The sequence below is a fragment of the Bacillus tuaregi genome (genome assembly GCF_900104575.1).
GTDB classification, from domain to species: Bacteria; Bacillota; Bacilli; order Bacillales; family Cytobacillaceae; genus Bacillus_BD; species Bacillus_BD tuaregi.
Genome location: NZ_LT629731.1, coordinates 1,986,943 through 2,000,335, shown reverse-complemented (window position 1 = coordinate 2,000,335; position 13,393 = coordinate 1,986,943). Strand labels below are relative to the sequence as shown.

The following is a 13,393-nucleotide window of genomic DNA, read 5'->3' as shown; positions in this document are numbered from 1 at the left end:
ACTGCAAACCTGCTTCATTTGGTTCAGCTTCGTCCCCTTTTGGAAAAATTCGGCTCCAGGCAATCGATGTTCTTAAGCATTTTAGCCCCAGCTCTGCAAATAGTGCGATATCTTCTTGATAGCGATGATAGAAATCAATCGCTTCATGATTTGGATAAAATTTGTCTGGTTCAATAGTCTCGGTTATTTGTCGTGGAACCCCATGCGCTCCTGCTGTCATTACATCGACAACACTTGGGCCTTTCCCTCCTTCATTCCAACCACCTTCAAATTGATGGGCTGCTAATGCACCACCCCATAAAAAATTCTTTGGTAAACTTCTCATGATGTACTCCTCCTACTAAACAAGCAAGTAATTTTTTGCCAATGCTATCCTTAATAAAAATTCCCATAAATGCCACATTCTTAATGTTCAATCATCATTAGCTTTTTATACAACACGTGACGAGGTCTATATATTCAGTCATTTCACGAATGAACAATAGGCATAAAAGAAAAAACAAGGGATTATATTATCCCTTGTCCATAAAAGTACTTAACCTTTTACATTTGTTTTTTTACGAAGAATAAAAGCAATCCCTGCTCCCAACACAATTACGCCTGCCCCAAGGACATATAATATTTTGGAGCTTTCTTTCTCCTTTGCTGCTGCTCCTTCTTCAGTTGCCTCCATCGCAGCATTATCTTCCACCAAGTTGTTATCTGCTGGTCCACCGTCTGCACCAAATGCAACGGCCTGTTCCCCTGCTACGATGATGACCTCCTCCTTTCCTAGTAGATCATAGAAATATTGCGCTTTTTCTTTAGTGAAATCAGCTATTCCAATTTCGATTTTATCCTCCAAGGAAGCTGTATGTGTGACGATTATACCTTTTGCTTCAAGCTCTCCACTTTTTTCCTCAAATAAGATTTGGTCTATTTCTGCTTGTTTTTCAAACATTTCCTCTGTCGTAGCATAAACGGTCGCTGTCATCATAAACGTTAAACACAGCCCTATCAAAATGGAAGTCAATAGCCTTCGCATCATTTTGTTTCCTCCATTCTCCTATTCGAATGATCGAGCCACCTTCAGTGCCTCTTCGGGAGAAAGTGCTCCAATCACTAAATATTGGTAGTCATCAAGCACCCACCGTACCTCTGTATCCATATAATCATTTCCGTCTTCCGTTCTCATCAATCCATTTACACCATTAATATCAACTTGTTCAAATCCCTGTGACTCATTAAGGCCTGGTATCAACTTTTCAATGATCACCAGGTAGGATTGGTCCTCAAAGATATTGGTGATAACAACTTGATTGGCTTCTCCCTGGTTTGGACCAGAAGCATGAATCTCTCCTATAGTAAAGGGCTCTGGTATATAGGTTGGGATCAAAACCGCTTCAGGAAACGAGTGCTTGACCTTCTCTAATCCCTCTAATGTCCAGTTATTTATAGCTGGTAGATCAGCAGCAATTTGAGAATTTTCAGCCTCCTCCATAAAGATGTTCAATTCATTAGGTGAATCAATTTTCTCTGTATTTCTTATAGTCATTGTCGAAATAAAAATAAGAACCATTACTGCAGCAGCTGATGTCATCATCAGCATCCGTTTTTTCCATTTTGTTAGAACGAAAAATCTTTTAGTAGAACCTTCCTTGCTTTTCTGCCTCACCTTTTCTTTCATTTGATCCGTAAACTCTAGCTGGTGAAATAGTAGTTGATCTGCTTCTTCTTTTAAAATGTTCCATTTTTCATCATTTGGACCCTTCATGTATCAAGTCCTCCTTTGTGATAAGATCCTCTATTAAAGACCTTGCCCGATGAAGTCTTGTCCGAATTGTCCCGTCTCGTGTTCCTGTCATTTTGGCTATTTCCAAAGTGTTGAAATCAAGATAGTAATAGAGATAAATAACCTCTTGATAATGTGGTGGTAATTGAAGGACATATTTTAATATCTGTGTACTCTCCATTTTCTTTATTACTTCTTGTTCCAGATCGTAATGAACAGGAGTCATCACTTCAGCTGGATCAATAGGCTGCTCTTTGGATGACTTTTTTCTTAATTTGTCATAACAGACATGAATTGTAATTTTAACTATCCATGTTTTCACACTGCTATCTCCGCGAAACTTTTTCCAATTTCTATAGGCCTTCATAAATGCTTCCTGGCTCGCATCCTCTGCCAGAAACCTATCACCGAGGTAAAAATAAGCTGTACGCAGTACGAGTGAACCATATCGAGACATCATTTCCTCAAGTGCATCGGAAGGATCTTCTGGGAATTTTGAATGATGATCTAATTGGGTAGTACTCCCCATTTCATCACCTCCAAACTAATAGACGAGCATACTTTTAGATACGTTACGTTCCAGCAAAAACTTTTTTTAGCAAAGGCTCTGTTAAACATGAGTGTGTTGATTTTAGAAAAAATAAAAAAGCATGATTAGCCCTTAAGATTCGCTAATCATGCCTCTTTATGTAAAACCTTTATTATTTCATTCCAAAATTTCAATTTAAAAATAATTCATATTGACAAATAAAAATTTTTATGCTATAATTTTACTTTTTAATATTTTCCCTGTATGATTAAATTCTCCTGGCCAGGGGAATTTTTTTTCGGGAGGAAAAAAGAGTGAAACAAAATGAGTCCAGTATTACATCCTTAGTGTCTGCTTTTAGCCGAGCTTACCATAGCTGCAATGACACACCTAAAATTTTCGATGATACGATCGCGAAACAGCTCATTACCGAACAGGAATACTTAGACATCAGTCAAAATATGATACAAGGAATCCATTTTTTCAATCAAGAGATAGCTGAAAAGTATGAGGGCAATCCTGAAGAAATCTTAAGATGGATTATTCAGGTTCAGCTTGCGCCCACGCCTTTAGCGCGGGCTGCCTTTTGTGAAAACATCTTACTTCATGAAATAGAGCTCGGTGTTAAGCAATATGTCATTTTGGGAGCGGGTCTTGATAGCTTTAGTTTCCGTCACCCGGAATTAGTGCCAAGTCTTGAAATCTTTGAAATGGACCATCCCGCTACCCAGAAGTTTAAAAAGCAAAGATTACAGGAAGCCGGCTTTTCACTCCCGAGGAATCTTCACTTTTCTGCTAAGAATTTTAGCGGTGCCATCTCATTTCAAGGCTTAAAGGATGAAGGATTTACTACAAAAGCAAAAACCTTCTTTAGCCTATTAGGGGTGTCCTATTATCTGACAAAAGATGAATTATCAAGCTTATTAAAACATTTATTTTCAGAGCTGCCACCGGGAAGCTCCATTGTATTTGATTATGCAGATGAAAGGCTTTTTGCGGAAAAAGGAAGGTCTAACCGAGTTGAAAACATGATAAAAATGGCCTTTGCCGGCGGTGAACCAATGAAATCGTGTTATGCTTATCAAGAAATCGAGAAGCTTTTAGAAGACTCCGGTTTATTGATTTATGAGCATGTAACTCCAACCATGATACAAGAGCGTTACTTTCAGAAACGCACCGATTATTTGTCTGCTTTCGAAACGATTCATTTTATCCATGCTGTTAAAAAATAAGCCATTATTTCAAACTTATATATATAAAAGGCTGCTAGAGCTCCTAGCAGCCTTTTCTATTAGGTACCACAAAAGGTTCGATAAGGTATGTTTGATGACTCTGGAAGGGTGCAATATTCCTCGTGTTCAGAAGTGTAAGCAAATGGCTTTGAAAGGACATTGACAAGCCTTTCCATCACGCTGAAGTCATTCTCCTCCACTGCAGCCTTTAGTGCTTCTTCCACGCGGTGATTACGCGGTATGACAGAAGGATTGGAATGGCGCATCAGCTGCTGGGCCTCCTCTAGCGTACCCTCCTGCCTCTTTAACCTAGACTTCCATATGCTATACCAATCGTCAAATGCCTTGATACCCTTCATGACCGTATCCTCTGGCTTATCCAAGGTCAAAGCACGGAACGTGTTGGTAAAATCAGCCCGATGCTTTTGCATCATATCTAGGAGCTTCTCGATCAGAGCCTGGTCCTCCTGTTCTGCATTCAAGATGCCGAGCTTTGCTCTCATCCCGCTTAGCCAGTGTGCTCGATACATGTCCATATAGCTTGAAAGCTCCTCCTGAGCAATTTCCACTGCCTTTTCTTCATCACGAGCTAGAAGCGGCAATAGAGTTTCTGCAAACCGAGCAAGATTCCAGCCAGCAATAATCGGCTGATTGCTATAGGCATAACGCCCCTCCCGATCGATAGAGCTAAATACCGTTGCCGGATCATAAGTATCCATGAAAGCACAAGGACCATAATCGATTGTTTCACCGCTAATGGCCATATTATCGGTATTCATGACACCGTGGATAAAGCCTGTCAGCATCCATTTTGCGATCAGTTCCGCCTGTTTTTTCATCACTTCACGCAGCAGGGTAAGATAACGGTCATCATCTATTTCAATGTCTGGATAGTGCCGCTTAATGGTATAGTCTGCCAGCGCCTTAATTTCCTCATCCTTGCCCCATGCGGCCGCATACTGAAAGGTACCAACACGGATGTGACTGGCTGCCACACGGGTTAAAATAGCACCCGGCAGCTCTGTTTCACGAAGAATCTTTTCTCCGGTCGTGACAACTGCCAGGCTCCGGGTCGTCGGAATCCCCAGTCCATACATCGCTTCACTAATAATATACTCTCGCAGCATCGGTCCTAGTGCAGCTCGACCGTCTCCCCCGCGCGAGAAAGGTGTTCTGCCAGATCCTTTTAGTTGGATATCAAAACGATTACCCCCATGGTCGATTTGCTCACCTAAGAGGACGGCGCGACCATCACCCAGCATCGTAAAATGTCCGAACTGATGTCCTGCATAGGCTTGCGCAAGCGGTGCCGCTCCTTCAGGAAGTCGGTTGCCGGAAAACACATGGATACTCTCTTCCTCTTTTAACGATTGAGCGTCCAGGCCAAGTGAAGCAGCTAGCTTCTCATTTAACACCACTAATCGCGGTGAATCAACCGGAACCGGGTTTTGCTTGTTATAAAATAACTTAGGGAGCCGGGCGTAGCTATTGTCAAAATTCCAACCAGCATTGCTTGAGTTTTGATTGATCATGATATCCCCTTTTCTTTTAGCATATTATGTTCACTTTATCATTCATTGATGGATAAGTGTTCAATAATGCTTTTGTTTCCATACTCAGGATAAAATCAGCTTTTTATAGTGTTTGATTAGGCTGGTTTATTATACTTTCGTCTGTACAGAAGATTGAACTTTCTCATGCCATTTGCTTTGGCAAAAAACTAGCGCCAAAAGTAGAAGCTAGACTCGTCTGCATCTTCCTCGTTCTCATCCTCTTCTTCCTCGTCTTCATCCTTTTTTTCTTTCTTCCTTTCCTTATGCTTTTCTTCTTTTTTTCGCTTTTTTTCTTCTTTCTTCTTTCTCTCTTCTTCCTCTTTTTCCCGTTTTTCTTCTTCTTTTTGTTTCTTTTCCTCTTCCTTTTTCATACTGCTCCACTCTTGATTGTATGTTTTCTCAATCAAGGATAAATCGAAGGATTTATCCGAAAGCTCTGAAGCAGACATCGAAATCACTTTTTGGAATAGCATCATAGCCGTTCCGCTGTCTGCGGCAGTTAAGTAATGGGTTTCATCTGTGCGGTCATAGCCCAGCCAAATGGCACCTGTTAACGAAGGTGTATAGCCGACAAACCAATAATCCTTCGCCCCGTCCTTTTCAAACGGAAGCTGTGTGGTTCCGGTTTTACCAGCAATTTCATAATGATTCACCTTTGCCTTTGTTCCGGTTCCTTCCTTCACAACGCCTCTTAACATATAGGTCATCTTTTGTGCAACCTCTTGGTCCGTAACCCTTTTGGCATTTTTCTGCCATTTACTTAACAGCTCACCGTTTGCGGCTTCTATTCTTTGAATCGCATGTGCATCGACCATTAGTCCATCGTTTGCAAATGCGGTGTAGGCCTGGGCCATTAACAATGGAGAGGTCCCCTTTGACATACCGCCAAGTGCAAGACTAAGTGATTGATCATCCTCTTGCAGTGGAATGCCAAAACGCTCCACAGCATTCACTCCATATTTTAAGCCCAGCTTATCCAATAACCACACCGCCGGTACATTATAGGATTGGATAACGGCATTATACATCGTCACTTCACCGCGAAATTTTTTATCGTAATTTTTTGGCTGATAGCCTTCGATATTGAGGGGCTTGTCCTCTAACCAATCAAATGCCTCAAAGCCCTGCTCTAAGGCCGGCGTGTAGACAGCTAAAGGTTTCATTGTCGAGCCCGGCTGGCGGACCAATTGGGACGCACGATTGAAGCCGCGGAAGGTATGCTCCCCTCTGCCGCCGACAAGCGCCTGAATTCCACCGGTTGATGAATCAATAAAGATTCCCCCGCTTTGTACGATTTGTTGTGATTGACCTTTTGGAAACAGGCTATCATTTTGATAGACTTCTTCTAGATTCTTTTGGATTTCAGGATTTAACTCTGTATAAATATGAAGACCGCCTGATAGTACTTCTTTTTCGGTCAGACCATATTTTTTGATGGCCTCTTCAATAATATAATCAATATAGTAAGGATATTTCCCTTTGTATTGATCATCCATTTTTCTTCCTTCTAATACAAGCTCCTGCTCCATCGCTTTATCAATGTCTGTTTGATCAATATATCCCTCAGCCTTCATGAGCGACAGTACAAGGTCTCGTCTTTCAATCGCTTTTTCGAAATTTTTTAGCGGTGAATATCTTGACGGCGCTTTGATTAATCCGGCAAGTATGGCTGATTCGCTCAACGTTAATTCACTGACACTTTTACCAAAATAAACCTGTGCTGCCCGTTGAATTCCCCAGGCACCCTCGCCAAAATAAATCGAATTTAAGTATCGTTCAATGATTTCATCCTTTGAATAGGTACGTTCAATTTTTTTCGTTAAGATTAATTCCTTTGCTTTACGCGTATAGGTTCTTTCATGTGTTAAAAATAGATTTTTGGCTAATTGCTGTGTAATGGTGCTGCCACCAGCAACAACCTCACCGCTTGCGGTATTTTGAAAAAAGGCTCGTAGAATTCCAAAATAATTCACGCCATGATGCTGATAAAAACGTTGATCCTCAACTGAAATGACAGCATTGATGACGTTTATTGGTATCGATTTGATGTTGACCCCTTCAATGCTTGAATTGGAGATTTTACTGGCTATGTTGCCATTTTGATCATAAATCGTTGTTGGCTGTGGGACCGGTGTCTCTAGCTTACTAACGTCACTTGTCCAAATAAAAATATGATAAATCAATGCACCTATAAGCATGATAGAGAGGGAAATCCAGAGTATTTTTTTTAGCAGACTGCTGGATCGAAGCCTTCCCCACAACGCCTGCTTAGACGTTTTCTGCTGCTGTCTTCTTTCCATTCTTCCCATGTTTCTTCCCACCTTATTGCATATCCAAAAACCTATTGTGAAATAGAAATACCAATTCGTCAATGTGCCATAAGTCTAGCTCTTTTATAATACCCTTGTAATCAAATTCGCCCGTCGAATTTGCGTCCGGATTACCTGAGCTCGCTCGGGTAAACTACCTTTAAAATTTCCGTGACATCCGCCGGAGGCTTAACTTCATTCAGCCGGGGTTTGAACCCCCACTGAATCAAAGTTCGATTTGCATTCATCCCCCACTTGTAGAAGTGGATGATGAATGCTGAATGAAGTTAAAAAAGAAAATGCCAGGCACACACAATACAATATCTAGTTTCACTTCGCCTAAAGTGCACTGGATATTGTATTGTGGATGCCTGACATCCTTTGGTACAGTCCTATTTTTTATTCGAATTTTCTATCATCATATAGTACGATAGTTTTCCAAATAGTCGATGATTCGTTATGTAGCCGAGAAATATTATGGTGAATGTACTTTTGCTCATTCAAAGTCATACCGCTTTTTTCTCTTATCCCCATTATTCGTAGCTCTAGTTAACGATGTCCAAAAATTTTTTAATGAATGTCTCGTTTCTTAAATCGACCGCCACGGACTTCCGCTACTTCTGTTGAAATCGTAAAGGCTCCTGAATCGATTTCTCTAATAATATCCTTCATCTTCGTTTCCTCAAGTCTTGTAAATACACAAAGAATCACACGTTTATCCTCACCGCTATATGAGCCTTCGCCATGTAGGTAGGTAACACCACGTCCTAAGCGTTCCGTTATGGCATCCGCTATTTCCGTCGTATGATCGCTTATGATATACATTGATTTCATATCTTCCATTCCTTTTACGACAATATCTATCGTCTTAAAGGCAATATAATAAGTAAGCATGGAAAATAGGGCATTTTCTAATCCGAAGACAAAGGCTGCAATAGCGAAGATGATTACATTGACAAACATGATGATTTCACCGACAGAAAACGGTAAGCGTTTTTCAATTAGAATCGCTAGGGTTTCCGTTCCATCTAATACTCCACCATTTCGAAGCGTCAAACCCACTCCAATTCCTAATGTTACTCCGCCAAATACAACTGCTAATAATTCATCATGGACAATTGGCTCTACATGATGCATAAAAGAAGTCGCCACCGATAAGGCAATAATTCCATACAGCATACTAATGGCAAAGGTTTTTCCAATTTGCTTGTAACCTAAGAAAAAGAAAGGCAGGTTTAATAGCACAAGAAAAACACTTAGGTTAATGGGCGTGATATGGCTGAGCAGCATCGATAAACCGGTTACACCGCCGTCAATCATTTGATTAGGGATTAATATCGCCTCAAGACCGTAGCCCATAATAATGGCTCCGATTGTAATGAATATGGCCCGTTTAATAATACTTCTTATAGCTAATCCTTTATGACTGCTTTTCTTTAACGCTAATTCACTCATCAAATTCCCCCAGTAAGCTCATAACATGTTCGGCTACGGAACGAATCATCAAGCTTGTTAATCTGCACAGTGCAACCTGGGTCATGCTATTTACTAAGAAAGAAGTAAGTATTGTATATAAGTACCCATCTAAGCTTATTCATCCTACATTTTCTTAACGGTATACTATTGAAATGACAACTAATATTATATCACGAGCTAACGTTGATATGTTACGGTATACTTACTTCAAATTCAAAAAAATAAAACTATGAATATGTAAATAGAGGAATTCCCCTCCCGATAGGTGGTGAATTCCTCCTTTATTACTTGGCTTGTGTTTATAATTGAGCGATTCTCGCTTGGATATCCGATAATTCCACGTGGAAAAGGATTTTAATTACCTCTGTGTCCTCTTCCTTGTATGTCGAATGGGTAACATAGTCGCCTTTATAGGTTTTACACTCCTCATCAAATAAAAAACATTCATGTCCATTTTCAGCAGTTTCTAACAAACTGAAAATCAAATCAGGTTTTTTATACGTTTTTTCACGAAGGATTTCTTGGGTTTCAGCATTTTGAATTTGTAATTTATACAATAACAGCACCTCCCAAATGTATTATCTTAAGCATAGCTGAATTTGAAAGCGTTTACCTAAGCTATTTGTGAACATTTGAGGAACTCTCAAATTCTCATCGTTTCGTCTGAAGTGCGCAGCAGAATCTATGTGAATAAGATAGTAATAAACACCTAATTCATCCATCAAAATGGCATAAAGCTGAGAGGTTCAGGATTAGATACTTCTCCTATGCTTCTTTTTCGATAAATCAGGCTTCTTATGTGAAATCAGATTTTCTAAATCGGTCATGTAGAATTCGATATCGGGTGGATCCTCCAGCCATTCAGACAGCTTTTTATAGCTTATTTTCTGATACGGATTATCCTTTATCACTGGAAGTTCACCTGTCGAGTCAATATAAAGGTCAACCGCAGCTTGTATAACATCTGAATAAATAGCCATTTCCTTTTCTTCTTCTTCGAAAATTTCGTACGTTTCTCTCGACATATAAAAAGACTTTGTCGGGATGCATTTTAAGTATGACTTTATATAATCTATATTAATGGAATTATCGTCATTTATGATGACACTGAGATTGATTCCTTCACGCATATTGCATGCAAATTCCCTTACAGCTGCCCTCATCTCAACGATGGATACCTCTTTTATCGGATAATATTCTTGCATTTTCTTTTTTTTAAACCAATTAAAAGCCATAAGAATCACCCTCCTTACAATTATTCTATTACAACTATCATGAAAACGCTTCCAACGAAAAACCAACAAAATGAGCCATATATGTTTAAAAAATCACATTTAGGGAGGCTTCTGACATTATTTAGTGCTCATTCTGTCTTTTTTTTCCTTTTTCTCCGTTTCTCACATCATATTCAGGAATGACTTACTTTGAAACGGCATGTCTGTGGATTTTTTAAGGTAGTTAATCGAGCGAGCTCAAGTAATCCGGACACAAATTTAACGGGCGAATTTGGATTATTTATTATATAGTCCACACCTTTTTTCTTTTTTTTGCATATAAAAAATCGAGGGAGGATGAGATATGTTTAAATTATTCTTAGATCCAGGTCACGGAGGCAACGACCCAGGTGCTGTTGGTAATGGATTACAGGAGAAGGATATCACTTTAGCAATCTCAAAGGTTATTCACGATGTATTGACAGCGGAGTATAGTGATGTTGAAGTCAAGATGAGTCGTACAGGAGATACCTTCCCTACTTTAAGTCAACGGACAAATGAAGCCAATAAATGGGGAGCTGATTTCTATCTATCCGTTCACATTAACTCTGGAGGCGGCACAGGTTTTGAAAGCTTTGTGTATCCGAATGTAGGACCGCCAACAACTACCTATCAAAACCTGATTCATGAGGAAATTATGAAGGTGATTGGCCTGAATAACCGCGGAAGAAAGCAAAGCGATTTCCACGTCATACGCGAAAGTAACATGCCAAGCTTGTTAACAGAAGCTGGTTTTATTGACAACCCATTGGATTCTGGAAAAATGAAGGATCCAAGCTGGATTCAAGCTGTTGGAAGAGCCCATGTAAAGGGACTGGAACGAGCCTTTAATTTACAAAGAAAAAATCCGTCCTATGATGTCATTATCCCTAATCTAGCCTTTTGGCAGGCTCGAGCCTTGGTACCTGAATACCAACAAAAAGGCTATAATGCCAAAGGTGTAGCATTAAAAAATTATGGACCCAATGAAGCTCCTGCTGAAAATGATCCGTACCAATTTATCATTACGACCGATTATGAAAATGCCAAAAACCTTGTCATCGAGTTCAAAAGAAGAGGCTATGATCGTACGTATGGTCAGCAAAAATAACTAAGCAAGAGGCTGTCCCCTATGGTGTCAGGTAGACCATCTATGATTGATATCCAATGTCAAATAGAAAAGAGAGATTGGATAGTGTGGCTAGTGGTGCCGGCACCATAGTTTTTAGGACAGCCCTTTTTCTGTTCGTTGCAGGTATTTTCCTAGCAATAGGTAAAAGCACGTGAAAAAACCGCATATAATATGCGGTCAAAGGGTTCTTCTTATATGACTAAAACCCACCCCTATATATGTATGTAATCATGACTATATGTGTTTGGGTAATCTTCCCGATTTGAACGACAAGATTCTCGCATATATAGAAGATTTTCAGGAACAATACCATATGTACCTATGCAATATCTACATAAAACACAAATAACATAGAAAAAGGAAGGATAACAGGATGTCTGAATTAGAACCCGTGCATTACGAAACAGGAACCGCTATCCGTGATTATGACATTATAGATGTAAAGCAGACTGAACTTGGATATGAGGTTTTACTTGATATTAATCTGGACAGTGGTTATTCACTGACTGGTACGAAATTAGATATTTTTCATGAAGATTTAGCTGGCTATGAAACCAAAGAGATTGAAGAAGGAATCAAATATGCCCTTGGCTTCTTTGAGCACCTAGCAGATGAGGGAAATACGTTCGAACAGCTCACATAGTCGATAGCTACACGATAGACAATAGCCCTTCTACAGGTTGCTCCAAACTTGATGCACAGTCATGCCTTTATTAGGACGATCGATTTGTTTTTATCATCCATTTATATTATACTACAGATACAAACATACGTTCTTATTAGGTGAATAGGATGAAAGCAAATATATCTGAGGAGCTTGAACAACTAATTAATGAGAAAATCTATCTTGACTTAGAAGTGCACATCCTGACCAAACGTCTCAATGAAGCAACACAAAAGACTACTGCACAAGTTCCCTTTTTCCAAGAAAGATTAGACCTTTCATTGAAAAAGCTAAAACAGGCTAATCAACAGCTAAGAGCAGAAAACGTAAAAATATTCGAGCCGATCAAAGACGATATCTTTATCCAGTATAACTACTACGTCAAAGTAAACGGCGGTTTCAAAGAAGGCTTTATGCGATATTGGAAGGACGCCATGAAATACGAGCTAAAGAAACGGTTTCATCATTAGGAAGCATGGGCGTCCCTCTGCTTCCTTACATGAAAAACTGTAGGCCGATGAGAAGTGCTTCGATTGCGACGGCTGCTAGCAGGATATTCGTTTTGAGGGACTGTTTTTTCTCTGCCTTTGCCAAATCAGCCTTGCTGGACAGATTGGTTTTTATGGTTTCTAGCAGGTTTTCGTTTTGTTTGTTTTGGACCTTTATTTGGGCTGCCACCTGTTCATGCCAATCTAAGATTTCGGATTTATGATTTTCATCATGGTGATATTGCTGTATACTCCAGTTTTCAAGAAGCTGTGTTACTTTGTTAATTAAGGCTTCCTCGCGGACTACCAACAAATTTTTCAACGCTTGTTCATGGATTTGATACTTTTTTTCATAGGACTTGAACAGCTCTTCCCAGCGCTCATCCATCTGCTGAAGCGTTTCCCCCATGATGGTTAATTTTTCTTCTGTTTCAGCAATTTGTTTTTTCGTGAGAGCGACATAGGCTCGATTTTGCTCAATAAATTCCTTGTTTTTTTCGTCTGCTAAGGACAGCTTTTGAATAAACTCGTTAATATGATCTGAGACAGTTGATACGGCCTTAATCGCTTCAGAGATTAATTCCTTATTATTCTTTTCGATGTTCTGCTGCAGAGCCTGACTATGCTCTGTAAATTCGCCTATACTGTTTTGGAGCCTTTCATAAACGGACAGGAGTTGCGTTCTTTCGTTTTCAATGAAGTCCTGGTTTGCTTGAATGATAGTTTGCTGTTGAGACTCTACTAAACTCTCGATTTCAATCCGCTGGCCTTCAAGTCGACGGAATAAATCATCTGCTTGACTAATCAGGTTTCCTGCTTCATTTTTAAAGCCTTGAATGTGGTTATTTGTCAAATGCTCTACATGATTTTCCAGCTGTTTTATTTTTATTTTAAAATCATCATAAAAAAGCTCATCATTTAACTTTTTTAGCTCATTAACTGCCTCTTCATATTCCTTTTTTGTTGGTAAATCGGTATTAACCATT

The 13,393-nt window shown here is 39.6% G+C and carries 13 protein-coding genes and 1 pseudogene; 4 read left to right on the top strand and 10 right to left on the bottom strand.

The features are described from left to right. Positions 1 to 64: 64 nt before the first annotated feature. The 4 genes and pseudogenes from BQ5321_RS25190 to BQ5321_RS11860 all read right to left on the bottom strand — a co-directional run. Positions 65 to 325, bottom strand: a pseudogene (locus tag BQ5321_RS25190) (family 1 glycosylhydrolase); the annotation flags it as partial. 210 nt (positions 326 to 535) lie between these two features. Further along, positions 536 to 1,027, bottom strand: coding sequence for a hypothetical protein (locus tag BQ5321_RS11870; protein WP_071394698.1), 492 nt, complete (start codon positions 1,025 to 1,027; stop codon positions 536 to 538). A gap of 18 nt (positions 1,028 to 1,045) precedes the next feature. Continuing rightward, positions 1,046 to 1,753 carry a hypothetical protein gene (locus tag BQ5321_RS11865; RefSeq protein WP_071394697.1) on the bottom strand — a complete coding sequence of 236 codons (708 nt, stop codon included), beginning with the start codon at positions 1,751 to 1,753 and terminating at the stop codon, positions 1,046 to 1,048. Then, positions 1,737 to 2,300 (bottom strand): sigma-70 family RNA polymerase sigma factor, encoded by a 564-nt coding sequence (locus BQ5321_RS11860; protein ID WP_071394696.1) that lies wholly within the window; start codon positions 2,298 to 2,300, stop codon positions 1,737 to 1,739. Before BQ5321_RS11860 ends, BQ5321_RS11865 begins: the two co-directional genes overlap by 17 nt. Positions 2,301 to 2,614: 314 nt before the next feature. Here BQ5321_RS11860 and BQ5321_RS11855 point away from each other — a divergent pair, with 314 nt between their 5' ends. Further along, positions 2,615 to 3,532 carry a class I SAM-dependent methyltransferase gene (locus tag BQ5321_RS11855; protein ID WP_071394695.1) on the top strand — a complete coding sequence of 306 codons (918 nt, stop codon included), beginning with the start codon at positions 2,615 to 2,617 and terminating at the stop codon, positions 3,530 to 3,532. Between the two features lie 59 nt (positions 3,533 to 3,591). On the opposite strand, the gene BQ5321_RS11850 is transcribed toward BQ5321_RS11855, so the two are convergent. From BQ5321_RS11850 to BQ5321_RS11830, 5 genes are all read right to left on the bottom strand, one after another. Beyond that, complete coding sequence (locus BQ5321_RS11850; RefSeq protein WP_071394694.1) at positions 3,592 to 5,064, bottom strand: protein adenylyltransferase SelO; 1,473 nt, start codon at positions 5,062 to 5,064, stop codon at positions 3,592 to 3,594. 188 nt (positions 5,065 to 5,252) lie between these two features. Next, the gene (locus tag BQ5321_RS11845) at positions 5,253 to 7,394 is read right to left on the bottom strand and encodes a transglycosylase domain-containing protein (RefSeq protein WP_071394693.1); all 2,142 of its coding nucleotides are present in this window, start codon (positions 7,392 to 7,394) and stop codon (positions 5,253 to 5,255) included. Between the two features lie 570 nt (positions 7,395 to 7,964). Further along, on the bottom strand, positions 7,965 to 8,849 hold the full coding sequence (locus BQ5321_RS11840; protein WP_071394692.1) for a YitT family protein: 885 nt from the start codon (positions 8,847 to 8,849) through the stop codon (positions 7,965 to 7,967). A gap of 320 nt (positions 8,850 to 9,169) precedes the next feature. Next, positions 9,170 to 9,427, bottom strand: coding sequence for a hypothetical protein (locus BQ5321_RS11835; protein ID WP_071394691.1), 258 nt, complete (start codon positions 9,425 to 9,427; stop codon positions 9,170 to 9,172). A 195-nt stretch (positions 9,428 to 9,622) separates the two neighbouring features. Continuing rightward, positions 9,623 to 10,105, bottom strand: a complete 483-nt coding sequence (locus BQ5321_RS11830) for a DUF3939 domain-containing protein (RefSeq protein WP_071394690.1) — start codon at positions 10,103 to 10,105, stop codon at positions 9,623 to 9,625. Between the two features lie 343 nt (positions 10,106 to 10,448). Here BQ5321_RS11830 and BQ5321_RS11825 point away from each other — a divergent pair, with 343 nt between their 5' ends. The 3 genes from BQ5321_RS11825 (at position 10,449) to BQ5321_RS11815 (ending at position 12,389) form a co-directional block, all read left to right on the top strand. After that, the gene (locus BQ5321_RS11825) at positions 10,449 to 11,234 is read left to right on the top strand and encodes an N-acetylmuramoyl-L-alanine amidase family protein (RefSeq protein WP_071394689.1); all 786 of its coding nucleotides are present in this window, start codon (positions 10,449 to 10,451) and stop codon (positions 11,232 to 11,234) included. A 394-nt stretch (positions 11,235 to 11,628) separates the two neighbouring features. Then, positions 11,629 to 11,898, top strand: a complete 270-nt coding sequence (locus BQ5321_RS11820; protein WP_071394688.1) for a hypothetical protein — start codon at positions 11,629 to 11,631, stop codon at positions 11,896 to 11,898. Positions 11,899 to 12,047: 149 nt separating this feature from the next. Beyond that, positions 12,048 to 12,389: a YhjD family protein gene (locus BQ5321_RS11815; protein WP_071394687.1), complete on the top strand. Its 342-nt coding sequence runs from the start codon at positions 12,048 to 12,050 to the stop codon at positions 12,387 to 12,389. Positions 12,390 to 12,414: 25 nt separating this feature from the next. Here the strand turns inward: BQ5321_RS11815 and BQ5321_RS11810 are convergent, their stop codons facing one another. Next, positions 12,415 to 13,392, bottom strand: a complete 978-nt coding sequence (locus tag BQ5321_RS11810; RefSeq protein WP_071394686.1) for a hypothetical protein — start codon at positions 13,390 to 13,392, stop codon at positions 12,415 to 12,417. Between the last annotated feature and the right edge of the window lies 1 nt (position 13,393).

Excerpts from the sequence above, each read along its gene's own strand:
- BQ5321_RS11870 (WP_071394698.1), bottom strand. The coding sequence starts at position 1,027 with ATGATGCGAAGGCTATTGACTTCCATTTTGATAGGGCTGTGTTTAACG.
- BQ5321_RS11865 (WP_071394697.1), bottom strand. The coding sequence starts at position 1,753 with ATGAAGGGTCCAAATGATGAAAAATGGAACATTTTAAAAGAAGAAGCA.
- BQ5321_RS11860 (WP_071394696.1), bottom strand. The coding sequence starts at position 2,300 with ATGGGGAGTACTACCCAATTAGATCATCATTCAAAATTCCCAGAAGAT.
- BQ5321_RS11850 (WP_071394694.1), bottom strand. The coding sequence starts at position 5,064 with ATGATCAATCAAAACTCAAGCAATGCTGGTTGGAATTTTGACAATAGC.
- BQ5321_RS11845 (WP_071394693.1), bottom strand. The coding sequence starts at position 7,394 with ATGGGAAGAATGGAAAGAAGACAGCAGCAGAAAACGTCTAAGCAGGCG.
- BQ5321_RS11840 (WP_071394692.1), bottom strand. The coding sequence starts at position 8,849 with ATGAGTGAATTAGCGTTAAAGAAAAGCAGTCATAAAGGATTAGCTATA.
- BQ5321_RS11830 (WP_071394690.1), bottom strand. The coding sequence starts at position 10,105 with ATGGCTTTTAATTGGTTTAAAAAAAAGAAAATGCAAGAATATTATCCG.
- BQ5321_RS11825 (WP_071394689.1), top strand. The coding sequence starts at position 10,449 with ATGTTTAAATTATTCTTAGATCCAGGTCACGGAGGCAACGACCCAGGT.
- BQ5321_RS11820 (WP_071394688.1), top strand. The coding sequence starts at position 11,629 with ATGTCTGAATTAGAACCCGTGCATTACGAAACAGGAACCGCTATCCGT.
- BQ5321_RS11815 (WP_071394687.1), top strand. The coding sequence starts at position 12,048 with ATGAAAGCAAATATATCTGAGGAGCTTGAACAACTAATTAATGAGAAA.
- BQ5321_RS11810 (WP_071394686.1), bottom strand. The coding sequence starts at position 13,392 with ATGGTTAATACCGATTTACCAACAAAAAAGGAATATGAAGAGGCAGTT.